This is a genomic window from Desulfatiglans parachlorophenolica, assembly GCF_055394735.1.
Map to the genome: position 1 here is coordinate 2,378,114 of NZ_AP042460.1, position 26,854 is coordinate 2,404,967.

At 57.6% G+C, this 26,854-nt stretch carries 18 protein-coding genes and 1 tRNA gene; 10 read left to right on the plus strand and 9 right to left on the minus strand.

Annotated elements, in window-relative coordinates; genetic code table 11:
- The first annotated feature begins 150 nt into the window (after window positions 1-150).
- From ACZ500_RS11070 to ACZ500_RS11115, 10 genes are all read left to right on the plus strand, one after another.
- Window positions 151-1,551 carry an ATP-dependent nuclease gene (locus ACZ500_RS11070; RefSeq protein WP_464232540.1) on the plus strand — a complete coding sequence of 467 codons (1,401 nt, stop codon included), beginning with the start codon at window positions 151-153 and terminating at the stop codon, window positions 1,549-1,551.
- Between the two features lie 123 nt (window positions 1,552-1,674).
- Window positions 1,675-3,009, plus strand: a complete 1,335-nt coding sequence (locus ACZ500_RS11075; protein WP_464232231.1) for an IS4 family transposase — start codon at window positions 1,675-1,677, stop codon at window positions 3,007-3,009.
- A 71-nt stretch (window positions 3,010-3,080) separates the two neighbouring features.
- Complete coding sequence (locus tag ACZ500_RS11080) at window positions 3,081-3,440, plus strand: hypothetical protein (protein ID WP_464232541.1); 360 nt, start codon at window positions 3,081-3,083, stop codon at window positions 3,438-3,440.
- Between the two features lie 92 nt (window positions 3,441-3,532).
- Window positions 3,533-4,033: a TIR domain-containing protein gene (locus ACZ500_RS11085; RefSeq protein WP_464232542.1), complete on the plus strand. Its 501-nt coding sequence runs from the start codon at window positions 3,533-3,535 to the stop codon at window positions 4,031-4,033.
- The gene (locus tag ACZ500_RS11090; RefSeq protein ID WP_464232543.1) at window positions 4,030-4,908 is read left to right on the plus strand and encodes a DUF4231 domain-containing protein; all 879 of its coding nucleotides are present in this window, start codon (window positions 4,030-4,032) and stop codon (window positions 4,906-4,908) included. The genes ACZ500_RS11085 and ACZ500_RS11090 overlap by 4 nt, the downstream gene beginning before the upstream one ends.
- A 99-nt stretch (window positions 4,909-5,007) precedes the next feature.
- Complete coding sequence (locus tag ACZ500_RS11095) at window positions 5,008-6,288, plus strand: SEC-C metal-binding domain-containing protein (protein ID WP_464232544.1); 1,281 nt, start codon at window positions 5,008-5,010, stop codon at window positions 6,286-6,288.
- 226 nt (window positions 6,289-6,514) lie between these two features.
- A complete protein-coding gene (locus ACZ500_RS11100) occupies window positions 6,515-8,530 on the plus strand; it encodes a type I restriction-modification system subunit M (protein ID WP_464232545.1) in 2,016 nt (671 codons plus the stop codon).
- Window positions 8,527-9,711, plus strand: coding sequence for a PDDEXK nuclease domain-containing protein (locus tag ACZ500_RS11105; RefSeq protein WP_464232546.1), 1,185 nt, complete (start codon window positions 8,527-8,529; stop codon window positions 9,709-9,711). Before ACZ500_RS11100 ends, ACZ500_RS11105 begins: the two co-directional genes overlap by 4 nt.
- Window positions 9,708-11,066: a restriction endonuclease subunit S gene (locus tag ACZ500_RS11110; RefSeq protein ID WP_464232547.1), complete on the plus strand. Its 1,359-nt coding sequence runs from the start codon at window positions 9,708-9,710 to the stop codon at window positions 11,064-11,066. Before ACZ500_RS11105 ends, ACZ500_RS11110 begins: the two co-directional genes overlap by 4 nt.
- Window positions 11,066-14,092 carry a type I restriction endonuclease subunit R gene (locus ACZ500_RS11115; protein WP_464232548.1) on the plus strand — a complete coding sequence of 1,009 codons (3,027 nt, stop codon included), beginning with the start codon at window positions 11,066-11,068 and terminating at the stop codon, window positions 14,090-14,092. Before ACZ500_RS11110 ends, ACZ500_RS11115 begins: the two co-directional genes overlap by 1 nt.
- A gap of 148 nt (window positions 14,093-14,240) precedes the next feature.
- Here ACZ500_RS11115 and ACZ500_RS11120 read toward each other — a convergent pair.
- The 9 genes from ACZ500_RS11120 to ACZ500_RS11160 all read right to left on the minus strand — a co-directional run bounded on the left by ACZ500_RS11120 (window position 14,241) and on the right by ACZ500_RS11160 (window position 26,773).
- Window positions 14,241-14,315: transfer RNA gene (locus ACZ500_RS11120), tRNA-Val, on the minus strand.
- Window positions 14,316-14,462: 147 nt separating this feature from the next.
- A complete protein-coding gene (locus tag ACZ500_RS11125) occupies window positions 14,463-15,707 on the minus strand; it encodes a NupC/NupG family nucleoside CNT transporter (RefSeq protein ID WP_464232549.1) in 1,245 nt (414 codons plus the stop codon).
- Between the two features lie 51 nt (window positions 15,708-15,758).
- Window positions 15,759-16,304, minus strand: a complete 546-nt coding sequence (pgsA, locus tag ACZ500_RS11130; RefSeq protein WP_464232550.1) for a CDP-diacylglycerol--glycerol-3-phosphate 3-phosphatidyltransferase — start codon at window positions 16,302-16,304, stop codon at window positions 15,759-15,761.
- A 5-nt stretch (window positions 16,305-16,309) separates the two neighbouring features.
- Complete coding sequence (locus ACZ500_RS11135; protein ID WP_464232551.1) at window positions 16,310-17,470, minus strand: hypothetical protein; 1,161 nt, start codon at window positions 17,468-17,470, stop codon at window positions 16,310-16,312.
- Between the two features lie 127 nt (window positions 17,471-17,597).
- Window positions 17,598-18,566, minus strand: a complete 969-nt coding sequence (gene miaA, locus ACZ500_RS11140; RefSeq protein WP_464232552.1) for a tRNA (adenosine(37)-N6)-dimethylallyltransferase MiaA — start codon at window positions 18,564-18,566, stop codon at window positions 17,598-17,600.
- Window positions 18,567-18,622: 56 nt separating this feature from the next.
- Window positions 18,623-20,365: a DNA mismatch repair endonuclease MutL gene (gene mutL, locus ACZ500_RS11145; protein WP_464232553.1), complete on the minus strand. Its 1,743-nt coding sequence runs from the start codon at window positions 20,363-20,365 to the stop codon at window positions 18,623-18,625.
- On the minus strand, window positions 20,362-21,237 hold the full coding sequence (locus ACZ500_RS11150; RefSeq protein WP_464232554.1) for a zinc dependent phospholipase C family protein: 876 nt from the start codon (window positions 21,235-21,237) through the stop codon (window positions 20,362-20,364). Before ACZ500_RS11150 ends, mutL begins: the two co-directional genes overlap by 4 nt.
- A gap of 52 nt (window positions 21,238-21,289) precedes the next feature.
- A complete protein-coding gene (locus ACZ500_RS11155; RefSeq protein WP_464232555.1) occupies window positions 21,290-22,561 on the minus strand; it encodes a type I glyceraldehyde-3-phosphate dehydrogenase in 1,272 nt (423 codons plus the stop codon).
- 12 nt (window positions 22,562-22,573) lie between these two features.
- Window positions 22,574-26,773, minus strand: coding sequence for a PEP/pyruvate-binding domain-containing protein (locus ACZ500_RS11160; RefSeq protein WP_464232556.1), 4,200 nt, complete (start codon window positions 26,771-26,773; stop codon window positions 22,574-22,576).
- Between the last annotated feature and the right edge of the window lie 81 nt (window positions 26,774-26,854).

The window sequence follows — 26,854 nt, forward strand, 5'->3', positions numbered from 1 at the left end:
AAGCAGATCATCACGAATTTGAGGTCTAAATCCTCTTCGGGCCGACTTATGCGACACATAAGCTGCCTAAATTTAATGAGCAGCTAAACCGGAATTTTTCGTGGCTTCTAGTGAGACGTCGAATACAAAATTAGCTAACAAGAGGGATATGTGAACGAGCTGCACCACTTCGCCAGAGTAGACTTCCATCGCTTCAAAGCGTTCGAACGTTTCACTTTGCACCTCCGGCACTTCAATATACTCGTTGGTCCGAACAACTCGGGGAAGTCCACGATCCTCGCAGCCTTCCGCGTGCTCGCTGCCGCAATGCGCAAGGCTCGGTCCAAGATTCCCGAACTTGTGCCGACACCACAGGGACAAAGGTATGGGTACAACATTGATCTCAGCGGCGTCTCCGTCGCCGAGGAGAACATCTTCTTTAATTACGATGATGACGCCCCGGCATCAGTCCGCTTCAAGCTCTCCAACAACAATGAACTGCTGTTGTACTTCCCGGAATTGGGTTCGTGCTTTTTGACAACCGACAGCGAAGGAACGCCACCGCGGACCCCATCAGCCTTCCGCAAACACTTCAATTGTCCCATTGGCTTCGTCCCTATTCTCGGCCCCGTGGATCACAATGAACGGCTCTACAAGGAGGAAGCCGCGCGTTTAGCGCTATTCAATTACACTGCCGCCAGAAACTTCCGCAACATCTGGTACCACTATCCTGACCAATTTGACGAGTTCCGGCGCATCCTCACGGAGACATGGCCCGGCATGGATATTGAGAGGCCGCAGCTCGATTACAGTCACGAGAAACCTCGCCTCCATATGTTTTGTCCGGAAGAACGCATTCCTCGCGAGATATTCTGGGCTGGGTTCGGGTTTCAGGTGTGGTGCCAGATGCTTACGCATCTTGTTCAGTCAAACGACAAGGCTCTGTTCCTCATCGACGAGCCGGACATCTATCTGCACGCGGATTTGCAACGCCAACTGCTTGGTCTCCTCAGGAACCTTGGTCCCGACATTCTCATTGCCACACACTCAACTGAGATCATCACAGAGGCGGAAACGGACGACATCGTCGTGGTCAACAAGAAACGGAAACAGGCCCGCCGGATCAAGCACCCGTCGGAACTTACGGAGGTCTTCGCAATTCTTGGCTCCAATCTGAATCCTGTACTGACTCAACTCGCCAAGACCCGGCGAGCCGTCTTTGTTGAAGGGAAAGACTTCCAGATTTTCGGCAAGTTCGCACAAAAGCTGAACTACACGCGCGTTGGCAACCGTAGCGAATTCGCCGTCATACCCGTGGAAGGGTTCAATCCGGAGAGAGCACGGAATCTCAAGAGAGGAATTGAGACCACCCTTGGTGGAAAGATAGCCGCAGCGGTCATTTTGGATCGTGACTATCGATCCCAGGCTGAGTGTGACTCGATATCCCAAGCATGTGAAGAGTGCTGCAACCTCGTGCGCATCCATGCTCGGAAGGAGGTCGAGAACTTCCTTTTAGTTCCCGAAGCAATTGATCGCGCGGCTGAGCGTCGGGTTGAGGATCAATGTCATTGACTTAAGAGAACACTGCCGATGTTTTTGCTTGCAAATATAATATGTTATGCTATTATCCCCTCAGTAGAAAAGCGGTCGAATATTACTTTTCAAGGAGGCGACATATGTGTACAGAAAAATTTAATGAAAACACTGCGGTTGGCACAGAAGGTGCTTTCCAGAATTTGTGCCAAACTTGTCGGATTTCTCAATAAATATCTTCATTCTCCTGAATTTTTTCACCGACATCGTTTGTCTGAAAAATATTTTTCCCGCAATCGTAAACTCCCCTTCAGCACCATGATACTTTTCCTCATGAATTTTGTCCGCTGCTCCTTACAAAAGGAACTTGACGGGTTTTTTCAACTTTTTCTATTTTCCGATCGCTCCGAAAGAAAGGTTACCGCTAGCGCGTTTTGTCGAGCCAGACGCAAAATTTCTTTCGAGGCTTTTGTTGATCTGAATCAGAGACTGCTCTCCTTCTTTTATCAGTCCTTCCCTGTTCGGCGCTGGATGGGATTTCGTCTACTGGCTGTCGACGGATCTACCTTGCGTGTCCCTGACAACGATGAGACCAGAAAGTTCTTTGGCGTTTGGCATCCCGCCAAAACCCGGAAAATGTGCCCTTTGGCCAGGGTTTCGTTGCTCTACGACGTTTTGAACCGCATCACCGTTCATGCACTCATGGTTCCTAAAGGGGAAGGTGAACGCTCATTAGCCGCTAAACACGTGCAGAATACCGGTGAAGGCGACCTTCTTCTTCTGGACCGGGGATACCCCGCATACTGGCTTTTTGCCCTGATCCTCAACCGGGGTTCTCAATTCCTTTGTCGGATGAAAAAGGATTCAGTTCTTGTCAAAGAATTCCTCCGCTCCGGAAAGCGCCAGGCTATCGTCACCCTTAAACCGTCGCCCGTCGCCATAAAATCCTGCCAAGAGAGGAACTTGAGCACCAACCCCCTGAAAGTTCGCGTCCTCCGGTTTACATTGAAAAACAGGGTAAAGGTCGTTCTGTTGACTTCCCTCCTTGACAAACGCCAGTTTCCTTTGGCTGAGCTCAAAGAGCTCTACACCAAGCGCTGGTCTGTGGAAACCGTTTACAGCCATTTGAAATGCCGGATCGAAATCGAGAACTTTTCGGGGAAATCTCCGCTCGCTGTCCTCCAGGATTTCCACGCGAGAGTTTTGACAGCCAATCTGACTGCCATGATCGTTCATCCAGTTCAAGATCTTATTGAGGAGCAGGCCAAAAAGCATCCCGAACGACTCAGGTACCAGGTCAACTTCACCTATGCGCTTTCGTCTATGAAAAACAACGTCGTGCTCCTCCTTGCTCGGCGACACATCACCAAAATCCTTCGAAGCCTCCTCTCGCTCCTGGGTAAGTCTTTATCGATTATCCGACCAGGCCGGAAGAATCCCAGAAAGAGAGGGCCGAAACTGAAAATTGCCGCCATGGCCTACAAGCCCATAGCTTAAGTCAATGACATTGGGTTGAGGATAGAGTGAGACGTGGAGGCCGAGACCTCACCTATACGCCATGTGCTCGAATGGTGCTTGATAGTTTCGCCGAGGAACGGAAGAACTATGTCACTTTGCAATACCTCGCGTTTCAGCGACGTTTTCAGCGAAGTAGTTGTCCCGGTGCCGACGAGGCAACCGCCAACGAGGCAGCGCTGCAAGAGTTCGATATGCGGTGGAGCGAGCACGATATGCGACTGTCGATGGTACCTGGGAAAGATGCGATGAGCAGATTGAACGAATACATGCAGCAGACGTACGGGGTGACTGTGACGCCGACGGCAATAGTCGACAGTATGAGGATAGATGAAATGCCAGAAGAAATTCAAGATCTGATAGCGTCTCTCAATTCATTTGCCGACTTGCGGCCAGGAGCACAAAAGGGCTAACAAAGCCCTCAACTGCACCTCTGGAAGCCGCCGCGGACGGCGCCTCCCATAGTCCGATTAGGTCCCACGTTAGACCAAAGGAGGAAGTAAACTTGAGCTATAGAAACAAAACGTATGTAATCTTCGATGGCGACGAAGACATGTGGGCGTACCGCTTTATGCGCGGATGGAAGGCCAACGAACACGTCGATTTCGACTTTTTTGACGCTCATGATCTCAAACCTCTTACGGATCGTGCCGGTGAGGATACTGTGAAGCGGCGATTGCGCGATCGCCTTTCAAACACCAAGCAAGCGCTTGTCTTGATCGGTGAGAAAACCAAGAATCTCTATAGATTTGTCCGCTGGGAGTTGGAGACCTGCCATAACCTCGATATACCAATTATCGCAGTAAATTTGAATGGAAAGCGAACACAAGACAACGATCTATGTCCCCTGATAATCCGTGACACTTATGTCGTTCATATCCCGTTCAAGCTTAAGATTATCCAGTATGCGCTTGATAACTTCCCAGACGAATATCGGAGACGAAAGCCACAGGATAGCGGTCCTCGGGTCTATAACGACTCGGTTTACGAGAAGCTAGGGCTATGATGGAAGAAGCCGATTATCCGGCACTCTACAGAGCGGCAAACAGCGCGTCGATGGAGGCTCAAAAAAGGTACCTCACGTTTGTGAGGGCATATTCTGCGCTCCTAATTCTTGCTGCGGGGCTTGGCGTTTATGGGATTCAGGAGAAAAGAGCGGCGATAGCCGCTGCCCTCTTGATCATTGGCTCGATATTCTTGTCTGTAGTTATGCTTCTGAGACGCGACGAAGATGTCTGGTATCGAGCGCGAGCTGTGGCAGAGTCTATCAAGACGAGCTGTTGGCGGTTCATGATGAAAGCGGACCCGTATCTGGAGACCGAAGATGTTCGAGAGGTGAAGTCCCGGTTCCGCGCAAGACTGAAGAGCATACTCAAGGAGCACAAGGACTTGTCGCATCACCTTGGTGGCCCAATCTCAGAAGAAAAACAGATCACAGAACGAATGTGTGAGATTAGAGGCCTGCAGTGGGGTGAGCGAGCAAAGTTCTATAGACAACATCGGATTGATGAACAGCGCTCCTGGTACGCGAAGAAATCAGCTTGGAACCGGCGCCACGGCACCATCTGGCTCAGCGTTCTCATCGCCTGTCAATCTCTTGCCGTTGTTTTTGTGATTATGCGCGTCGCGTACCCCTCGTGGGGATACTGGCCGTCGGAGGTGTTCGTTGTGGCGGCAGGGTCCGCTCTAACATGGATTCAGGCCAAGCGGTTTCGTGAGCTAGCGGCAGCCTATGCACTCACCGCTCATGAAGTGGGAGTTGTCCGGGGGGAGTTGGAAGGAGTTGATTCGGAAAATCAGCTAGCTGCATTCGTATCTGATAGTGAAAATGTCTTTTCCCGAGAGCATACGCAATGGTTGGCGCGTAAGGATGCCGTGTAATTGGTCTAACAAAACCATACGGCCGACGCTGGTACCTCGCGCGGCTGATGGCTGGCGTTGGAAATCACCCCTTGGTTCATCTAATAAAGGGATTCAATAATGCCAAAGAGGATTGGAAGAAATGAACCTTGTCCTTGTGGCAGCGGGAAAAAATATAAAAAATGTTGCATTGATAAAGGGAAAAAAGCTATGCAAACTAAAAATATGTCTTTGGACCAGGTATTTAAATTCTTGAAGGACGGAATTGAGAATGAGAGCCCAGACCAATCTCATCCGGATAGGAAATGTCGCGTAAAAGGGATCAGGATCATTAACAATGATACGGTGATTTGTGAATTCTATCCATATTCAACTAAATCGATCGAAATAAAGGTTGAGATAGGATCCATTATGCCTATGATTGCTGCATTCTGGCGAGATAATCCTCATGTACCTCAGGAAATTCGTAACTTTGCAGTCCGGGCCTTTAATAGTCAGAATGAAGAGTTGATGTATGCAATTTCCTCGCGTGAAACAGCAGAGTTGATGTGTGAGGGCAAATCAATAGAATGGATGAAAAATACTATTTTTCAAAATAACTCTGATGATCATCGCGTCACCTTGGCTAAGCGCCAAATTTCTGAAATTGAAAATGCCTTAAGAAAGGTTGTTTGTGAAGTCTTGGCCAAATCCCATGGACCACAGTGGTGGGATCTGTGTGTCGATAGCCAGACCCGTGGTGATGCGAGAGCTGCATACAAAAACCAAACTGGAGCTACCTCCACGGACGGTAGCGTTCTTATTTCATATACTTATCTTCTAAAATTAAAAAAAATTATCTCTGATAATTGTTCTGAATTCGTCAACATCTTTTCTGATAAACCGAAATTCGAATCCTGGATTGATGACTTAAATTCAATTCGGAGGGAGGAAGCTCATAATAGACCAATAACACATAATCATATTGCCACTCTCAAAAAGATATACAATGATATTATGCGGGCTATTAGTCAGCAATATCCTGATGTAGTTACCAGCTATCTCTCTGAAAATTGGCGGTCAAGAATCTCAGCAATTATTGAGAAATATGCTGAGAAACAAAAATCCCGTTCTGTAAATAGCGAGTTGCGTTTAAGTCATAATATGGATATTGTTAAAGAAACCATTAGCGATTTATCTGATGTTGAAACACGTATATCATCTATATTCCCTCCACCTGATAAAATTAATTCGCATAATGAATTGCTCTGTCTTTTTCGAGACTTAAAAACCTCGTTTGAAGAAATGATTTCATGTGCGGAAGTTGGTGACATGCTTGGTGTTGAAAGGGCGGGGCAAATAAATTCGGAGGTAAGTGAAACGATTAAACTATTTACAGAAAAAATATTACTCGGTTCATGATCACAACTTTTCGGTAAGAGCGACCGCATCATTTTGAAGGCAAGATAAGTCTTCTAAGATAGGGTGCAGAATAAGAAAACGAAAGGATCAGATAAGTACAGTGCACAATACGGACTATGCGACGTCCAACCTCCAAATGCAAGCGGATTCGCTACGCTCATCGCTGATTTGGGTCGTTAGGTGCACGTAAAATTGTGAACCAGTATGAGCAATAATCAAGGAGAAAATGATAGATAACTTCAGAGGGAAAGCGAATTTTATCTGGTCAGTGGCAGACCTACTTCGGGGTCCCTATCGCCCAAATCAGTACAAGGATGTCATGCTGCCCATGACAGTGCTGCGTCGGCTCGACTGCGTTTTGGAGCCGACCAAGGACAAGGTTCTCGCCAAACAAGAATCGCTCTCCGGTGGGAAAGTCAAGAACGTGGACCCTATCCTCTGCCGCGTCACAGGGGTTCCTTTTTACAATACCAGCCGATATTCATTCGAAAAGCTCAAAGGCGATCCAAACAACATCGCCGCCAACCTTACCAGCTATATCAAAGGTTTCTCAACCCGTGCCCGAGAGATCATCGAGAACTTCGGCTTCGAGGAGCACATCGGAAAGCTAGACAAGGCGGACCGACTCTACCTGCTGGTCTCCCGATTTTGCGATATTGACCTGCATCCGCAGGTGGTCTCGAACCTGGAGATGGGCTACATTTTCGAGGAGCTTATCAGAAGGTTCAACGAGGCTTCGAACGAAGAGGCGGGTGACCATTTCACACCCCGTGAGGTGATCCGTCTGATGGTAAACCTGATTTTCATGCCTGACAGCGATGTGCTCACGACCAAAGGCATTGTCAAAACCCTTTATGACCCGGCTTGCGGGACTGGAAGCATGTTGTCCGTTGCGGAGGATTATGTCCGGGAACTGAATCCCGACGCCCGCCTGGAGGTCTTCGGTCAGGATTACAACGCCCAGGCCTACGCCATATGCGGGTCGGACATGATGATCAAGGGGCAGGACATCGAGCATATCGCCTATGGCGACAGCTTTACCGACGACCGTTTCCCCCGCCACAAGTTCGATTATATGCTGGCCAATCCGCCTTTCGGCGTGGAGTGGAAACCCGAGGCCGACTTTATCAAACGGGAGCATGACGAGCAGGGCTTTGGAGGCAGATTCGGGGCCGGTTTGCCGCGGATCAACGACGGGTCTCTTCTTTTCCTGCAGCACATGATCAGCAAGATGAAGGACCCCAAGGAAGGCGGCACACGCCTGGCAATCGTCTTCAACGGATCACCGCTGTTCACCGGGGCAGCCGGATCGGGCGAGAACGAAATTCGTCGCTGGATCATCGAAAACGACTGGCTGGAGGCCATCGTCGCGCTGCCGGACCAGCTTTTCTATAACACCGGCATCTACACCTATCTTTGGATCGTCACCAACCGGAAGGAGCCAAGCCGCAGGGGCAGGATTCAACTAGTGGACGGCACCGGCTTCTTCAAAAAGATGCGCAAGTCCCTCGGCAACAAGCGCCACGAAGTATGCGACGACCAGAGGGACGACATCACGCGGCGCTACGGCACGCTCAAGGAAGGCGAGCATATCCGCCTCTTCGAGAACGAAGACTTTGGGTACCGCCGCATCACCGTCGAGCGTCCGCTTCGACTCAACTTTGCCGTGGACAAAGATCGCATCTCGCGGCTTGCCGAGACCAAGGCCTTCACAACCCTGGCCACCAGCAAGAAACGCAAGGATACCAAGGCTGCCAAGACAGAAATCGAAGCGGGCCAAAAGCTTCAAGAAAAAATTATGGCCGCTCTTGATTCGCTCACGTCGCTCGGCATTGTCCAAGACCGAGATGAGTTCTCAAAACGTTTGAAGTCCGCCTTCAACAAAGCCGGGATCAAGGTCCCCAGCGCGCTTTTCAATGCGATCCTGATGGCCTTGGCCGAGCGGGACGAAAAAGCCAAAATCTGCACAGATGCCAAGGGCAACCCGGAACCCGATCCGGAGCTGCGCGACTACGAGAACGTGCCGCTCAAGGAAGACGTGGACGTGTACATGAAGCGCGAGGTGCTGCCGCACGTGCCCGATGCCTGGATTGACGAATCTAAAACCAAGGTCGGCTACGAGATCAATTTCAATCGGTATTTTTACAAGTATACCCCGCCCAGACCGTTGGAGGAGATCGAAACCGACCTCAAGAAGATCGAGAAGGAAATCGCCGACATGCTCGCGGAGGTGACGGAATGAGTGATAAACCGTCTAATCCTTCAATGACAGCGAACGTTTTCGTTCGCTTGCTCGGCGATATCCGGAAGATGATTGAAGAAACACGCGCCAGTGTCGCCGCAACGGTGAATGCCGGGTTGACGATGCTCTATTGGCGCATCGGAAGCCGAATCAACCAGGAAATATTGAGAGGCAAGCGCGCCGACTATGGAGCGGAAATTGTCCCTACGCTGTCGAGACAGTTGGAGATGGAATACGGAAGCGGCTTTTCAGCAAAAAATATCCGGCATATGATCAGATTTGCCGAAGTGTTTCCAGAGGAGAAGATAGTCTCTACGCTGTCGAGACAATTGAGTTGGTCACATTTCAAGGAGATTATTTACCTTCAGCAACCGCTGCAAAAGGAGTTCTACGCCGAGATGTGCCGGGTGGAACGATGGAGCGTCCGCACCCTTCGAAAAAAAGTCAGTTCAATGCTTTATGAACGGACCGCCCTATCCAAAAAACCGGCTGAGTTGGCGAAACTAGAGCTTGAAGCCTTGCGGGAGGAGGACCGCATGAGTCCCGATCTCGTATTTCGTGACCCTTACCTGCTCGATTTTCTCGGCCTGAAAGGAGCCTATCAGGAAAAAGATCTGGAAGCGGCCATCCTGCGCGAACTGGAAGCCTTCATCATGGAACTGGGCGTTGGCTTCACCTTTGTCGCCCGGCAGAAACGCATCACCGTAGACCATGACGATTTTTACCTGGATCTACTCTTTTTCCATCGCGATTTGCGGCGGCTGGTGGCCGTAGAACTCAAACTGGATAAATTCCGGCCCGATCACAAGGGGCAGATGGAGCTCTACCTCCGCTGGCTCGACAAGTACGAGCGCAAAGCCGGCGAGGATACGCCTCTGGGCATCATTCTGTGCGCGGGGAAAAACAGCGAACAGATCGAGCTGCTGGAACTTGGCCGGGCCGGCATCCATGTGGCCGAGTACCTGACCGTTTTGCCGCCCAAGGATATTTTGAAACGCAAATTGCATGAAGCCATCGAACGTTCCCGGCTGGCCCTGGAGAATCGGGAATGGGGTGAAGTTGATTCGGCGGATGCCGCGTCGAGCCCAACCGCCAAGGGAAACTTGACGGTTGGCTCTGACCGAAAGAAGCACCAGGCCAAAGACCGCAAGGGTGAACCGGACAAAGGGGGTGGATCATGAAAAGCTCTGCTGTCCGGTCAGGGAAACGAGCAACGTACCCGGCGTACAAGCCATCGGGGATGGAGTGGGTTGGCGATATTCCCGAGCACTGGGATGTTCGTCGCATAAAGTATACAGCCTCGATTAACGATGAGGCACTTTCTGAAGCGACAAACCCGGAATTCGAGTTCAACTACGTGGATATCAGCAGTGTTGATCCTGTCAAAGGCATTGTGGCAACAGAAGTCTACCGATTTGAGGATGCCCCTTCACGCGCAAGACGCATTGTTCGAGAGGGAGACACAATTGTGTCGACTGTCCGCACCTACCTTCGGGCCATCGCTGCAATTCGCAGCCCAGATGATAGCTTGATTGTCTCAACCGGCTTTGCCGTGGTTCGGCCAAGGACAATCAATCCCGGATATCTATCCTATATGCTACGATCTCCATTCTTTATCGATACGATTGTCTCGCGGTCAACGGGCGTGAGCTACCCTGCGATTAATGCTGCCGAGATAGGTAACATTGGGGTCACAATACCGTCGATCAAAGAGCAACAAACCATCGCATCCTTTCTCGACCGCGAGACAGCGCGGATCGATGCGCTCATCGAGAAAAAGCAGCGACAGATCGAGTTGCTCCAGGAAAAGCGATCCGCCCTCATCAGCCACGCCGTTACCAAAGGGCTCGACCCCGACGCCAAGATGAAGGACTCCGGGATTGAATGGCTGGGTGAGATTCCGGAGCATTGGTCTCTGAAGCGGCTTAAGTTTGTATCAACCCTCCAGACTGGCTTGACGCTGGGCAAGAAGTACGAAAATGAGGAACTCGTAACGAGACCTTATCTGAGAGTAGCTAATGTACAAGATGGTTATTTAGATCTGACAACGATTACTGAAATAGAGCTTCCGAACAAAGATACTGCGCGCTATGAGCTACGACATGGTGATGTTCTTATGACGGAAGGAGGCGATTTCGACAAACTCGGTCGTGGCTATGTATGGGAAGACCAAATTCCGGGATGCTTGCACCAGAATCACATATTTGCGGTCCGACCGAACTCAAGCGAATTGAATTCGCACTTTTTGGCGTCGGTGCTCACTTCCTTCCACGGCAAAAATTATTTCACCAGTACTTCTCAGCAAACCACCAACCTGGCGACAACAAACAGCACCAAGTTGCGCAGCTTTCCTCTCCCACTTCCTCCCCTAACCGAGCAGGAAGAAATTCTGCGCCATTTGAGACGATCCACTGGTCATCTTGATAATCTCAGGCATAAAATTGATTTAAGTATTGAAAAGCTTCGCGAGTACCGAACGGCCCTCATCTCGGCAGCAGTGACGGGGAAAATAGACGTTCGCAAGGAGGTTTCCTGATGCCGGGTCAACATACGGAATACGCATTCGAAACCGCCATAGAACACCACCTGACCACGGCCGGTGGATATGAAAAAGGCAACCGGGAGGGCTTCGACACCGAGCGGGGTCTGTTCGTCGGCGACGTGATTGCGTTTATCCAGAAAACCCAGCCCAAGGAATGGGGATACCTCGCCAGCCTCCAAAAAGAAAAGGCGGAAGAAACGCTGATAGATGAACTGTGCCGCGCCCTCAACTCCAGCCATGAGGGGTGCCTCTCGGTCCTTCGACACGGGTTCAAGTGCTTCGGTAAGCTATTCCGGGTGGCTTATTTCGCCCCGGCCAGTGGCATGAACCCCGACACCCAGGCGCTTTATGCCGCCAACCGGCTCACCATTACGCGCCAGCTCCGCTTTTCGGCCAAGCACGGAAACACCCTTGATGTGACTCTGGCCCTCAACGGCATCCCCCTCGCCACCCTGGAACTGAAAAATCTCATGACCGGCCAAAACTGGCGACATGCGGTCACACAGTACAAGAACGACCGCGATTCGTCGGACCTGATATTTCAGTTTAAGAAACGCACCCTTGTCCATTTCGCGGTGGACACCGACGAGGTCTACATGACCACGCGTCTTTCGGGAAAAAGCACGCGCTTTCTGCCCTTCAACAGGGGCTGCGGAGGCGGGGCAGGCAATCCGGAAAACCCCGGCGGCTACAAGACCGCGTATTTGTGGGAGGCGGTGCTCGAGCGTCACAGCATCCTGGATATTCTGGCACGGTTCATTCATCTGCAGATCGAAGAGAAAAAGCTCGGTGGGAAGCGAGTCAAGAAGGAAACCATGATATTCCCGCGCTATCACCAGCTTGATTGCGTGAGAAAACTCGTCGCGGACGCTCGCGAGCGCGGCACCGGAACCAACTACCTGATTCAGCACTCAGCAGGCAGCGGGAAATCCAACTCCATTGCCTGGCTGGCCCATCGGCTTGCGAGTCTTTACACCGTAAATGACGAGAAGGTTTTCGACTCTATCATCGTGGTCACAGACAGGGTCGTCCTCGACCAGCAGCTGCAGAACACCATTTACCAATTCGAACATAAGCAGGGCGTGGTGCAGAAGATCGATATCAACTCGACACAGCTGGCCGACGCCCTCGCCTCGGGCGTTCCGATTGTGATCACCACCCTCCAGAAGTTTCCTTTCGTCACCGAGAAAATGGGCGCCCTGCCCATGCGCCGTTATGCGGTGGTTGTTGACGAAGCCCACAGCTCCCAAGGCGGCGAGACGGCAACCGAGCTCAAAGGCGTGCTCGCCGGCGCAGCCATTAAGGAAGAGGCCAGGGCAAAAGCCGAGGAGGAAGGGCTGCCCGATTATGAGGAGGAAATCCTCAAGACCATGGCAAAGCGCGGACAGCAACCCAACATCAGCTTCTTTGCCTTCACGGCAACGCCTAAATACAAAACCCTGGAGGTCTTCGGCACACCCGGCGCGGACGGCAAGCCGAATCCCTTCCATCTCTACAGCATGCGGCAGGCCATCGATGAGGGGTTCATCCTCGACGTGCTCCGGAATTACACGACCTACAAGACATATTACCGGCTGATCAAATCAATCGAGGATGATCCACAGGTGGACAAGCGCAAGGCCGCGCGGGCGCTGGCGCGATTCATGAGCCTGCATCCGCACAATATTGCCCAGAAGACCGAGGTCATGGTCGAGCATTTCCGGCACTTCACCATGCACAAGATCGGGGGTAAGGCCAAGGCCATGGTGGTGACCTCCAGCCGTCTTCACGCGGTCAGATACAAACAGGCGTTCGACAAATACATTAAGGATAAAGGCTATGCGGGGATTAAAACGCTGGTGGCCTTTTCGGGAACTGTGATCGATCCTGACGCTGCGGGTGTCGAATACACGGAATCCGGCATGAACGTGGACGCCAATGGCAAGCACATCAAGGAAAAGGAACTGCCTGAACGGTTCGGGACAGAGGAATACCAGGTGCTGCTCGTTGCGGAGAAGTATCAGACCGGCTTTGATCAGCCCCTCCTTCACACGATGTATGTGGACAAGCGACTGTCAGGCATCCAGGCCGTGCAAACGCTTTCGCGTCTCAACCGGACGCATTCCGGCAAGGAGGACACCTTTGTCCTGGATTTCGTGAATGAACCAGATGAAATTCTCAAGGCCTTTCAGCCCTATTATGAGCAGACGCTTATCGGTGAGCGCGCAAAACCCCAGCAATTATATGAACTGCAGGCCAAGCTCGATGGCCACCAGGTTTATCACAAGGCCGAGGTTGAGGAGTTCTGCAAGGTCTTTTACAGGCCCAAGCCGAACCAGACAACCGCGGATCATGCCTGGATGAATGCCTGCATCGATCCGGCGGTGGAACGCTACAAGCACCTGGACGAGGATGTCCGGGAGGAATTCCGCAAGACGCTCGTTGCCTACAGGAACCTCTATTCCTTCATGTCACAGGTAATCCCGTTCCAGGACACCGACCTCGAAAAGCTCTACTCGTACATCCGGTTCCTGCTGACCAAGCTGCCGAGAGGCGATCGGGGTCCTGTCTACAACTTCAACGACGATGTTGCTCTGAAATATTACCGCCTGCAGAAAATCGGTGAAGGATCGATCGTGATGGAGGCCGGCGGCCGTTACGAAGTTTCAGGTCCAACATCCGTAGGAACGGGGATTGCTCGAGGAGACGAGATCGAGCTGTCCAAACTGATTGACATCCTGAATGAGCGATTTGGAACGGATTTTCGTCCGGGTGACCAGCTGTTTTTCGAATCGATCCGGGAAGACGCGGTATCAGACAGCAACCTCCGCCAGGCGGCACTCGCCAACACGATGGAAAACTTCGGCTATGTCTTTCGCAAGGCCCTGGAGGGACTCTTCATAGACCGAATGGACCAGAACGAAGAAATTACAGCGAAATTCATGAACGAGGATCAATTCCGGGAGGCGGTCAGCAAACATCTCCTCAAAGAGGTCTACGAAAAGATCCGATCTGAGGATAAGGTAAATGCCGAAATTTGAGCAGCCTCTAGACAGCCTTTCTATCGCAGATTTTTTTGCACCGCCTATAAAAAACCCCTGAAGCAGACCACCCGTTTGGTCCTATAAAATAGGACCAAAAAAATAGGGCGGCCCGATGTTCGAGTCGCCCTAAGTTCTTGTTTTTACTTGGTAGGCACGCGGGGATTTGAACCCCGGACCCCTACCGTGTCAGGGTAGTGCTCTCCCCCTGAGCTACGTGCCTGTAAGAAGCTTTTTAGATACCAAGGGCGGGGGGCCTTTGTCAAGAGCTATTCTCGGCTCCGGGTGATTTTATGACACCGGCAAAAAGGACCCGCAAGGTAAAGGTAGACCTCGGAACGCGGGATGATCTTTTTGCGAACAAAGCCGGCTAAAGAATGATCCCTACCATCGCCCCGGTCATGCAGGTGGCGAGGGTGCCGGCCACGATGGATTTGAGGCCGAGGGCAACGATCTCGCTCCGTCTTTCTGGCGCCATGGTCCCCATGCCGCCGATCATGATGCCGAGGGACCCGAAGTTGGCAAAGCCGCACATGGCGTAGATCATGATCAAGCGGCTGCGCATGCCCAAGGCATCCTCGGGCAGGCGGGAGAGGTCGATATAGGCCAGGAGTTCGTTCAAGACCGTTTTGGTCCCCATCAGGGAGCCCGCGATGTGCGCCTCGGACCACGGAATACCCATCAGCCAGGTGATCGGGGCCATGACCCAGCCGAGGATCCGTTGAAAGCTCAGGGCGCCGCCGTGGACATCCGGCCCCAAGGCGAGAATCAGGTTGACGAGCTTGACCAGGGCGACCAGGACCACCAGCATGGCAATGATGCCGATCAGGAGCCTCGCTCCGTCTAAGGCACCCTTGGTGATGGCGTCCATGGAGCTGTCCGCCATGCGCGGGATGGCGATATCTCCGGAGGACGGCTCGCCCTCCTCCGGGACCATCAGCTTGGCGATCGTAATCGCCGCCGGGACGCTGATCAGGGAGGCGGTCAGGAGATGGCCCATGATATCGGGCACCACCCGGGCGAGGATGCCGGCGTAGAGGACCATCACCGTGCCCGCGATGGTCGCCATTCCCGAGGTCATGATCGTGAAGAGCTCGCTTCTCGAGACCTTCGCGATATAGGGCCGCACGATCAGCGGGGACTCCACCATCCCCACGAAGACATTGACGGCGCTCCCGAGGCCTTCGACCCCGCCGATCCCCATCAGACGCACGAGCACCCAGGAAAAGGACCGGACCACCACGGGGATGACCCGCCAGTAGAAAAGGAGGGAGGACAGGGCCCCGATGACCAGGACAAGCGGCAAGCCCCGGAAGGCAAAAACATAGCTCAGACCGGGTGCCTTCTCGTCGAAAGGCAGCTCGGCCCCACCCAGGTAGCCGAAGACAAATCCGGTCCCTGCACGGGTCGCCTCCTCGATGAAGCCGACAACAGTGTTCAGTGAAAGAAAGAGACCACGGCTGCCCGGCAGCTTCAGAAAGAGGATCGCCAGCAGCGCCTGAAGACCCAGGCCTGTGACGATGATCCGCAGCCTGACCCCGCGCCGGTTTTCCGAGAAAAGCCAGGCGATCACAACGAGCGTCAACAGGCCGACCAGACTCTGCAGCTGCGCCATAATTCACATAAGCCTCCGCTCCTGCCGGAGGGAGGCCCGCCGGCGGGACGCTCAGGAGCGCGCCGTTTCCTCCTCGCTCATTTTTCTGAACCAGTAACGCATATAGTGCAGCCCGGATGCGATGGTCAACGCCGCCGTCACCCAGAACACCGGCTCCCCCGCAAAAGCCCGCAGGTGCAGCTTTTCATCCGACAGCACCACGAAGATGCTGAGGAGCTGAAAGAAGGTCGTTATCTTGCTGACGACGGACGGACACATGACCACTTCATGCCGGGTGATGAAGAGGATGACGACCCCCAGGAGGATCAGCACGTCCCGGCTGATGGCAACGACCGTGAGCCAGACAGGAATGAACTCGCGGGCCGCCAGGACAACGAAGGCGGCCACCAGCAGGATCTTGTCCGCGAGGGGATCGAGGAAGGCGCCGATCTGGCTCTTCTGGTTGAAGGCGCGGGCGATCATGCCGTCGACCCCGTCGCTCACGCCGGCGATGACGAAGACGATCAGGGCGGCGGTCAGACGGTCGTCCAGGAGATAAATGACGAAGATCGGGACGAGGATGACGCGCAGGCTGGTGATCAGATTCGGGATCGTCATGTCGATCAATAGCTGGAAGGTGAGATGGAAAAGACCAGCGCTCCGTCGGAGCGTATCTCCCCGCTCATCGCGAAGGGGCGGTTCGGGCTCTGGTTGACGATCGAAAGCAACTGCGCCGCGTCCCCCCTGAAGAGGACCTGGTAGCCCACCGAATCGCGTCCGGCACGGCTGGGCTTGATGGACTGCACCCCGGCGACGCCGCTTGCGATAAAGCTCTGGAAGCGGTTCACCTCCTCATAAGACCGGAACCCCTGCAGAAAGACTTCAAGAGCCTTCACCCCTGCCGGTCCGCTCTCGGAGTCTGCTGAAAGCCGCTGTTGAAGCTCAGCCGCCGCCTTCTGAACCGCCTTGTCCAGCGCAGCCAGATCCGTCTGATCCGCCTCCGCGGTCTCCGGCGGTCGTTCGACCACGCGGCTTTCCGCGAGCGCCCTCCGGCCCGCCACTTCTAAGATCTTCAGGTCGAGGGACACCTGTCCCTCGCTCTGGATCCCGCTTCGGCCCCAGAGCACCCATTCCGCCCCAAACAGGGCGCCCCAGCGGAAGATGTCCTCCTCCTGCAGGTCCAAGGCGCGCATCGACGAAGCCACTTCCTTGCCCGGGAAGGCCGTCACCCGATTCACCGGGTCGTATCCCAGATCCTGGAAGGTCTGATGCAGGAGGATCTCGGTGGTATCCAGCGCGGGCTGCGCCTGAGGGTCTTTCCACCAGTAAACGGGCTCACCGTCGCGTTTTTCCGACACCATGAACAGGATCTTTACCGGCGCATCGGCCTCCCTGGCCAGGCCGGAATCCTGGAGCGCCTTTTCCAGCATCGCACCGTTTACGCGAAGCTTCACGAGCACGAGGAGGCTGCCGTCCGAAGCGGCTTCCTGAAGGATCGTGTACCCCTGAACGAGGTCGGCCCATCTCGGAAGCACATCCTTGACAGCCCTTGCTAGGCCGGCCGCAAGCTCTGCGCTGACCATCCGCTCGGCCACCGCCGCTTCGACCCCCTTGACGAGGGCAGCGTCGATCGCCTGCTTACGGGCCACGGCCTGGTTCCCACCCGTCACCGAGGCCTTTCCGATCACATACCTGTCCTGCTCCTCCGCCTCCTGCGCAGAGGCGGCACAGATCAACACAGACCAGAAAACCGCCAGAAGCACCGTTGCTCTCAGACGCATCATCAACCCGTCTCCCTACTGAACCGATATCGAGCCGGACCCGGCAAAAGCCCGACGAAACCCCCGCCGGTCCCGCCCCTTCAAGCCTTTCGGGCGCCGCCGCAAAAGGCGCAAAAGTATCCTCGTGAAATCAGCCGGCCCTTCCGCCGCTCAAGGCAAAGGCCGCCTCACCATCGCTTTCGAGGAACGTGCGGACGGCGGCAAGCACGGTGTCCAACGCCTCGGGGGCGATCCACTGCATCTCCGGATCGGCCTTGAACCAGGTCAACTGCCGTTTCGCATACCGCCGAGTATCGCGCTGAAGCAGGGCCGCCGCTTCATCCATCGTCCATCGGCCGTCGAGAAGCCCTACGGCATGGCGATACCCGATCGCCTGCATCGGCTTCAGATCGCGGGAAAATCCACGCCGGATGAGCTCTTGCGTCTCCTCCACCAGCCCCGAGCGCATCATGGACAAACTGCGGACGTCGATCCTTTCATAGAGCGCCGGGCGCGGTACATCCAGGCCGATCTTCAAGGCCCTGAGGGTCCTGTCGCCAAACCCATGCGCACGGCTCAAGGCGGAGGCCTTCTGCCGGGTCAACGCGACGATTTCCAAGGCGCGCGTGATCCGCAGGGCGTCGTGGGGGTGGATCTTCGCGGCCGCCTCCGGGTCCAACTGTTCGAGCCTGGCATAGAGCCGGTCGAGCCCGCCGCTCTTCCACTCCGCAATCAGGGCTTCCCTTACAGCCGGATCCGACGGCGGCACCGGCATCAACCCCCCGAGGAGGCTCCGGATGTAGAGCCCCGTCCCCCCGACGACAAGACAGACCTTCCCGCGGCGGACGATGTCGTGGACGAGCGGGAGGGCAAGGGAGCGGAAGATCGCCGCGTTGAAAGGCTCATCGGGGTCGACGACATCCATCAGATGGTGGGGCACCCCGCCCCGCTCGGAAAGGGATGGCTTTGCGGTTCCGATGTCCATCCCGCGATAGACCTGCATGGAATCGGCGTTGATCACTTCCCCATCGAAGCGCCGCGCCAGCGCGACCGCCAAAGCGGTCTTGCCGCTTGCCGTCGGACCGGCAACGATGATGACCTTGGACTGTGCGTGCTGCATCGTCTCCCTGCAGACAGCGGTTAGAGCACGATCGACGGGACGGGCGGAACGTACGCTTACACGGTGCGCTTGAACATCCGCTCGAGCTCGGTGTAGCGGATCCGCCGCAGGATGGGCCTCCCGTGCGGACAGTGGTCGGGCACCTCGAGGCCCTTCAACTGCTGCAGCAACCGCTCCATCTCCTCGCGCACGAGCCTGTCGCCGGCCCGGATCGCGCCGTGACAGGCCATGGTGATCAGCATCCGATCGAGGACAACCTCGGCGCCGAGGGACCGCCCTTCGTCGAGCAGCGCCAGGAGATCCGTCAGGAGCTTCCGCCACTCCCGATCCTTCAAGATGGCCGGGACCGCGCGAACCAGAAAAGTGTTGCCCCCGAAATGGTCGAGCTCGATCCCGACCCTCAGAAGCTGCTCCCGCTGCTCGAGCGCCGTACGGGCATCCCGCGCGCCCAGTTCGATTTCGAGGGGAAAGAGATGGGCCTGGGTCGTCAGGCGTCCGTCGCGGACCTGCTCCTTGAGGGCTTCGTAGACCACCCGTTCGTGCGCGGCATGCTGATCGACCATCAGGAGGCCCTCCTCCGTTTCACACAGGATATAGGTCCGCCCCAGCTGGCCGATCACGGAGACGCTGAGGTCATCCCCGGCCGGCACCTCCGGCTCCTCCTCCGGGATAAAACGCCACTGCGGCGGATCGGAGGGCATCGACCCATAGGAGCGCTCCGGTTCCGCGGCCCGGAACCTGAGCGGCTGTTCTACCGGCGGAGGCGGCGCAGGCGCCTGGGGTGAAGCCGCTATTGCAAAGGATGCCTTAAGCGGCGCCCCGAAGGAGCTCCGGACCGTTTCGGAAACCGCCCGGAAGACCGCTTGGGCATTCCGGAAGCGGACCTCCTGCTTCGTCGGGTGCACGTTGACGTCGACCTCTTCCGGGTCCATCTCGATAAAGATCAGCGCCTGCGGGTACTGCCCCCCCATCAGCCGCTGACCGTAGGCATCCATCACCGCGCGGTGGATCAGGCGGTCCCGGATGTACCGGCGGTTCACGTAGATCAAGAGCCGGTCCGACCGCTTTCGGCCGAATTCCCCCGGCGCCGTGAAGACCCTGACCTTGAAGCCGCCCCATTCCCCTTTGAGATCCGCCATCGCCTCGGCGACCTCGCGTCCCACCAGGGCCGAAAGGCGGACCACGGGGTTGTCCGACGCGGGGAGGCTCAACACCTCCCGTCCGTCCTCCTTCAGATCGAAGGCGATCTCGGGGTAGGCCATGGCCATCTGGATCACCGTATCGACCACATAGCGGCCCTCGGTGCGATCCGCCCGAAGGAACTTCCGGCGCGCCGGCAGATTGAAGAACAGGTCGCGCACCTCGACCGTCGTCCCGGGCGGGGCTCCAGCCTCGGTGACGATGCGGTTCCCGCCCCCCTCCATCTCGAGGCGGAAAGCGGCGATCTCATGGTGGGGACGGGAGGTGATCGCAAAACGGGCCACGGAGGCGATGCTCGGCAGCGCCTCCCCCCGGAAGCCGAGGGTGCGGATTGCGAAGAGATCCTCCGCGCTCCGTATCTTGCTGGTCGCATGGCGCTCGACGCACAGGGCCAGGTCCTCCCGGCTCATGCCCACCCCGCGGTCAGCCACTTTGATCCCCGTCCGGCCCCCGTTCTGGACCTCCACGATGACCCGGTCGGTCGCCGCGTCAATGGCATTGTCGACCAGTTCGCGCACGACCGATGCGGGGCGATCGATCACCTCGCCGGCCGCGATCTGGCTCGCCAGCCGCTGGGGCAAGACCTCGATGACGTTCATAGCTTCAGCAGGTCAGGATCGACGATAAACGGCTCCGGGCGCGCGGCGCTCCTCCGCAGCCGCCGCGACAGCCATTTGCGGCAGGCCAGTTCGATCGGGGCCTTGCCCATCGGATCGTAGTGCAGGCAGGAGCTCGAATCGGGGTGCGTCAGGATATCCTCGACCAGGCGGCAGGACAGATCGAGCGTCAGCGCGAGATACTGCTCGAAGAGCGGCCAGCGCGGGGTGCGCATCCCCCAGATGGCCTCGCGGTTGGCGTTCACGAACCCGGTGAACTTGACCGACTGGGTGTAGAGAAGTTTGTTGGCGCTCATCCGGCCTCGGCTCTTCCCGCCGATGAAGCCGAGGATCGCGTCGCAGTTTTGGTGGTCCATCTTGAGGACCCGATTGGCAAGCTGCGTATAATCCGTCCCGATCCAGTAATCCGCCTTGAGCTCCCAATAGAGATGGCCCATCCGATTCCCGGGCGGGAAGATGCTCAGCATCTTGGGGATAAAGATGTGATGCGCCGCGACATCCGCCGCGAGGTGGGACAGGAACCCATAGGCATAGGACCGCTCCTGATCGTCGCGGGCCTCGCCGAGAAACTGAAACCCGCCTTCCCAGTGGTGCGGATGGTCGTCCGCCTTCTTTTTGCCTTTCCCGATGAAAAAATCGGCTGCCATGCAGCCGTAAAGGTATTCAAAGGGATAAGCGGTGATCGCGCCGGCGACCGCCGGCAGAATCTCCTTCAGATGCCCCATCAGATGGAGGGCGGTGAGGGTGTGAACCCCCGGCCCCCATGCCAACGCCCAATCGGCCTGCAGCCACTGGACGACCGTCCCCAGCCCGAAAAGGCACAGGACCCTCAGAAAAAACCGTTTTTGCCCCAAAATCGTCGTCGACTCCTTTTCAACTGCCCGCGGCCGGAAGACGGCCTCCGGATCATTCCATCGCCTCTGCAATGGAGACGGTCCGATCCCCGAGCATGTTGACGTAGCATCCCAGTTCGTTGTCGTACCAGCCATAGATGACGGCCTGCGTGATGGCGATCCGAACGCGCTCGGCCGGCGCGCCCGCCGCGGGGCGCGAATCGATGCCGCAGACCTTTCCGAGGTCGATCGCCACCTCCGCGGTCCGCGTGAGCGTCTCGTGCCCCTCGATCAAGGCCGCCGCGCGCGGCAGCCCGATGATGTCGGAGGAGACGTTCTGCTCCTCCGTGTAGTGGAGATACCCGCGCGCATCCCGCTCGGCCGCCTCTCGATAGACGGCGTTGATGTCGTCCCGGCGGATACCCTCCCCGGTGGGGTCTTCCTGCAGATTCACCACCAGGATGATGAGCGAGCCGGTCGAGTTCGGAATCCGGACCGACTCCGCCATGAACCCGATGTCCTTCATCTCGGGGATGACGAGCCCGAGCGTGTTGGCGGCCCCCGTGCTCGTGAGGATGATGTTGTTCAGGATGCCGCGGTTCTTCCGTAGATCCGTCGCACCCGCACCCGGCATCCGGTCGAGGACCTGCTGGGATGAGGTCACGGCGTGGATCGTGGCCATCGAGGCCGTCAGGATCCGGTCGGCTCCGAAGTGATCGAGCAGCGGCTTCATCATGTGCGCCAGGCAGGTGGTCGTACACGATGCGTTCGAGACGATCTTGTGCACCCTGGGATCGTAGGCGTCTTCATTGACGCCCATGACGGTCGTCACTGCGTCCTCGGGCATCGGCTTCGATTTATCCTTGATCTTGAAGGGGGCCGAAACGATGACCTTGCGGGCCCCCGCGGCCAGATGCCCCCGTGCGCTCCCCTTCGGCGCGTCCACGGCCAAGGTGGGATCGATGAACTGCCCGGTCGTGTCGACCACCAGTTCGACCCCGTTCGCGGCCCAGGCGATCTCGGCCGGGTTGCGCGTCTCCCGGAGGACCTTCACCGGGACACCGTCCAAGCGCAGGGTGCCGGCCGATTCATCGAGCGCCTCGACCACCGGGCCCGCTTTGTGGCCGTAAAGGTAGACGCCGAGCGACCCGTAGGTCGAGTCATGAACCATATAGTGCGCGAGATCCGCCAGAGAGGTTCCCACACCACGCCCGATGTTGACCACCACCTCCCCGAAATGCTTCCGGACCACATGGTGCCAGAGCGTCATCTTGCCGATGCGGCCGAGGCCGTTGATGCCGAGTTTGCGCCCTTTGCCGGAAACACCGCCGATCACATCCGCCATAACACCCTCCCCTTATGCCTTTTGAATCCTCAACTTATCAAAGTAAACCGTCCCGCTCCTCCCGTCAAGGCTGATCCAGTCGCCGGCCTTCAAAACCTTGCTGTCGAGGGAACAGGCGCTGTCCTTTTCCATGCAGATGAGCGCCGTGCATCCCACCACGCAGGTCTTGCCGAGCCGATGCGCCACAATCGCCGCATGGGAGGTGGAGCCTCCGCGGGCGGTCAGGAGCCCGTCGGCCTCGTGGATCTCGACGATGTCGTCCGGCACCGTATCCCCCCGCACCAGGACGAGGGGCGTCTCCGGCTCCCTCCGGCGCCAGTCGGCGATCTCCCCCCGGTTGAAGACCACGCGCCCCACCATCGCGCCGCCGCTTACGCCCACGCCATGCCCCAGCACCCGCGGCGGCTCGCCGGCCGGGATGTCGAAGACCTCTACTTCCCTCCGTTCGCGGATCCCCATGTCGCGGGTCTGAAGAAAATAGAGGCGCTCCGGCTCAGGCCCCTCGAAGGTGAACTCCATCTCCTGCGGGGTCCAGCCGTTCTCGTCGATCAGCGTCTCGGCATAGCGCTCGAGGGCGCGATATATCTCAGGAAAGAGGGTTTCAAGAGACCCCTCCCCGGTGCGGTTTTCCATGGCCGCCTGCAGCTCGGAGACGGGGAGGGTCGTCACCAGGCCCGACACGACATCCTCCCCCTGATTGCCCGGTGTAAAATCCCCCCAGAGGCGCACCATGTCGGCCGCCATCCGCGGGCTGTGGGTGAAGAGCACCCCCGCCCCGGAATCACGCGACCGGTTCCCGAAGACCATGCCCTGGACCGTCACGGCGGTCCCCCAGTCATCCGAGATCCCCATGATCTTGCGGTACGCGGCGGCCTTCGGCGCAAACCAGGAATCGAACACCCTGTGCACCGCCGCCGTGAGCTGCTCCACCGGCTCATCCGGGACCCGAATCCCGTGGTCGCGGACGAGCGCACCGAAGGCCAGGGCGAGCTTCTTCATCTGCGGGCCGGAGAACTCCCGCTTGCGGGCCACGCCGGCCCTCGCCTTGTGCTCCTCCATGACGTCGTCGAACCGGTCCCGGTCGATGCCCCCCGCCATGCCGAAGGACTGCTGGAGCCGCCGATAGGTGTCCCAGGCGAACCACGGGTTTCCGCTCTCCGCCGCAAGGCCCTCCACGATCGTTTCGTCGAGGCCGATATTGAGGACGGTCGTCATCATCCCCGGCAGGGAGATGGAAGCGCCGCTCCTGACCGCGATGAGGAGCGGATTCTCGGGGCGCCCGAAGCCCCGCCCGGCCTCCTCCTCGAGCAGGGCGACCGCCCGCCTGAGGTCCGCATCGAAGCGCCGGCGAGCCGGTTCGTAATCCCGGATGAAGTCCCGGCTGCGGAAGACATCGGTCGTGACGATGAACCCGGGGGGCACGGGCAGCCCCAGCTCCCGGATCCGCACGAGGTTGAGCCCCTTGCCCCCGAGATGAATGACGTCGTCCACCTCGGGTCTGACCGGGTGAAACGGCGTGATGGCCTTTTCGGGCTCGTAGTCGAGGAGCAGCCGCAGCGCCTCGGGCGGCAGCTCCGTCGCCTGGCGGCGGAGGGCGTCGAGGATCCGGCCGATGAAGCGGTCGAGCTGCTGGAGGCCGAGCGACGAGGCGATCCGGTCGCGCAGGAAGATCTCGCTCACGCGGTGGGCAAGCCGGGTGCGGCCCTCGTCTTCGCCTTCGGCCCCCTGCGGGTCCCTGAAACGGGGGAGAATCCGCTGGAGGGGGATCTCGCCCGCCGCCCGCAGCAGATTGTCCTGATGGATGTTGTTGAAGGTGTCCTGGACGATATTCCCGACGGCCCGCGAGAACCCCTGGAAGATATCCACGTACTGTCCGGCCGAGAACCCCCGGATGGCGAGCGAGTGGTTCAGCAGATCCAGCTGCAGCTCGAGTTCGTGGCTGAGGATGCCGTCGACCGCAAGGGCCCGTTTGAAGAGGTGGAGCACCTCGCGGATTTCCTGGATGCCCGCCCGCGTGACGAACCCGAGTTCGAGCCCGTCCAGCAGATTCTCGAAGCGCACGTTGACGAGCGCCTCGAGCCTGAAGGTGAGCCCCAGGGCATCGAACTTGGGCTCATGGTAGCTTCCATACGTAGAGGGGATGTCCACCGCGAAGTGCCGTTTGTAGTAGATGTCCTCCTGGGCCTCGAAGCGCTCTTCGGAGAGGATCAGCTCTTTGAGCGCCTCCAGGTGGTCGAGGAGTCCTTCGAGCTGTCCGGCCGGATCGGGTTCGCCGAGCGCCGCGTGCAGGCGCTCCACCCCGGGGAGGGCCCCGGCTCTGAGCGCGCCGAAATAGGCCTCGAGGTCGGTGTAGCCGTGCTCGTATTTCTGGTAGAGGAGGCGGTAGAGGCGGATCGCGAGGCGCACCCGTTCGGCCTCCCTGGGATCGAGGGCGGCAGCCTCGGCGGCGGCATCCGCGATCGCCTCATCCGGGATGCGGAGCAGATCCTGCACACCCCGTGCGCCGGCCGTTTCCGCGGCCCGGCTGAGGACCGCATGAACGCCGTCCAGGAAAGGGCCTTCGCTCCCGAGCCGCTCGTAGAGCCCCGGTGGGATGTAGGGCTCGAGGGGGGTCTTTTCCCGGGTCAGCCAGTAGTGCAGCAGCCCCTCCATCAGGCCGACGATCCGGTTGCTGCTCTCGACATGGCTCTGCTTGCGGATGAAGTGGATCAGCGCGTCGTTGCGGAGCGTCATCTCGTCCAGACGCGTGCTCACGTCGCGCAGGGGCCCCTCGGCGCCGATGTCGTTGAAATAGGACGGGAAGAGACGCGCCAACTGCTTCACGAGGTTGTAGACGGGCCGGATGCCGCTGTTCAGAAGCGCAGTGATGTCGCGCGGGAAGAGGTCGGTGTCGCGGATGAGGACCCCGCTCAGCCCCAGGTGGACGATCAGGGCCGAGAGAAGCCGTCTGCTCCACCGCGGCTCGCATTCAATCAGGCCGAGCCACGTACGGATGTTCTGCACGTGCGCGTCGTTGGCCCGGAACTGCCATTCATCGGTGACCCCACTGAAATCGGGCGCCTCGAAACCCATGCCGATCGCCTGATCCTGGAAAAAGAGGATCAGCCCGCACTCCCCGGTCCCGTAGACAGCCTGGCCGAGGTTCAGCACGCAGGTCAGGGCCGTCCCCGGATAGGCGGCCGCTATGCGTTTGAGGATGACGAAGGTCTTTTCGAGCGCCTCCCGCACGCGTTCGGGGCTTTGGTGCTCGATCAGCCGGGTAAGCGTCCGGTTGATCCCGCGCAGGAGATCTTCGTGCAGGACCGCGAGGCCCTCGAGATCCATCATGTGCAGCAGGAACCAGAGCTTCCACATTCCGCCCTTCTCCCCGCCCCCGCCCGCCTGCTCGATCGCCCGGGGCACCGCTTCGTAGGCGGCTACAATGTCTCCGTAGCCGGGGAGCGCCAGGATGCGCTCGAGGGCCCGAACGTCGGCCTCGTCCGAGGAACGGAGCTCCCTTTCGAGGTCCTCGCGCGCGGACTTCAGCCGCGCGTGGCCGACAGCGGCGAAGACGTCCTCCGGAAGGGCTTCATCCTCCGCGGCCGCCTCGGCCCGAAACCATTCCAGAGGATCGGGCTGCGCCATCCACTCATCGTAGACAGCCCGGTAGTAATCCACAGCAAGGCGGCGCAGCACCGAGACCGTGCAGCCGGGGGGGTTCGTTTCGAGCAGTTCGCGCCCGAGGCGGTCGATGCGGTAAAAACTCCTGACAAAGCGCCGGAAAAGGCCCTCCTCGAGGCACCGGATCGATTCGAACACGCGGTCCAGGAGCCGATAGAAGGCCGGGGCCTCCCGCACGCCGTCGCGGACGATCTTCTGCAGCAGCAGAAGCAGGTTGTCCGCCGCATCCTGTTTGACCGTACCGACCCCCGCCGACTGGAGGGCCATGAGGAAGAGGTCGCAGTAGACCCCGGCCGCTTCGACCCCTTCCGGGTGGCTCTTCAGGGTGTGGAAATAGTTCAGGGCATAGCCCCGGGTCTCCTTGACGATGAAGGCCCAGTTGCGGTAGGGGTGGCAGACCTCCTCGAGGTAGGCCTCGATGCCCTGCTTGAGGCCCTCATACTTCGCCATGACCCGTTCGATCACCCGGTAGCGTTCATCGACGGTGACATCCACGCGGGTGCAGGCCAGGTTGACTTCGAGGGCGCAGGATTCGGGCGGCTGTTTTTCCATGCGGCGGAGGTCCTGATATAGTCGGCAAAAAGAAAGTGGAATCTGAAAGAACCGTCGCGGCGGATTGACTCCGGAGAAAAT

What these genes read in the sequence shown, in the direction of transcription:
- ACZ500_RS11125 (WP_464232549.1), bottom strand. Translation starts at nt 15,707, where the DNA reads ATGGCGCAGCTGCAGAGTCTGGTCGGCCTGTTGACGCTCGTTGTGATC.
- ACZ500_RS11160 (WP_464232556.1), bottom strand. Translation starts at nt 26,773, where the DNA reads ATGGAAAAACAGCCGCCCGAATCCTGCGCCCTCGAAGTCAACCTGGCC.
- miaA (WP_464232552.1), bottom strand. Translation starts at nt 18,566, where the DNA reads ATGCAGCACGCACAGTCCAAGGTCATCATCGTTGCCGGTCCGACGGCA.
- mutL (WP_464232553.1), bottom strand. Translation starts at nt 20,365, where the DNA reads ATGAACGTCATCGAGGTCTTGCCCCAGCGGCTGGCGAGCCAGATCGCG.
- ACZ500_RS11095 (WP_464232544.1), top strand. Translation starts at nt 5,008, where the DNA reads ATGCCAAAGAGGATTGGAAGAAATGAACCTTGTCCTTGTGGCAGCGGG.
- ACZ500_RS11075 (WP_464232231.1), top strand. Translation starts at nt 1,675, where the DNA reads ATGAAAACACTGCGGTTGGCACAGAAGGTGCTTTCCAGAATTTGTGCC.
- ACZ500_RS11090 (WP_464232543.1), top strand. Translation starts at nt 4,030, where the DNA reads ATGATGGAAGAAGCCGATTATCCGGCACTCTACAGAGCGGCAAACAGC.
- ACZ500_RS11080 (WP_464232541.1), top strand. Translation starts at nt 3,081, where the DNA reads ATGGTGCTTGATAGTTTCGCCGAGGAACGGAAGAACTATGTCACTTTG.
- ACZ500_RS11155 (WP_464232555.1), bottom strand. Translation starts at nt 22,561, where the DNA reads ATGGCGGATGTGATCGGCGGTGTTTCCGGCAAAGGGCGCAAACTCGGC.
- ACZ500_RS11135 (WP_464232551.1), bottom strand. Translation starts at nt 17,470, where the DNA reads ATGATGCGTCTGAGAGCAACGGTGCTTCTGGCGGTTTTCTGGTCTGTG.
- ACZ500_RS11105 (WP_464232546.1), top strand. Translation starts at nt 8,527, where the DNA reads ATGAGTGATAAACCGTCTAATCCTTCAATGACAGCGAACGTTTTCGTT.
- ACZ500_RS11100 (WP_464232545.1), top strand. Translation starts at nt 6,515, where the DNA reads ATGATAGATAACTTCAGAGGGAAAGCGAATTTTATCTGGTCAGTGGCA.
- ACZ500_RS11115 (WP_464232548.1), top strand. Translation starts at nt 11,066, where the DNA reads ATGCCGGGTCAACATACGGAATACGCATTCGAAACCGCCATAGAACAC.
- pgsA (WP_464232550.1), bottom strand. Translation starts at nt 16,304, where the DNA reads ATGACGATCCCGAATCTGATCACCAGCCTGCGCGTCATCCTCGTCCCG.
- ACZ500_RS11110 (WP_464232547.1), top strand. Translation starts at nt 9,708, where the DNA reads ATGAAAAGCTCTGCTGTCCGGTCAGGGAAACGAGCAACGTACCCGGCG.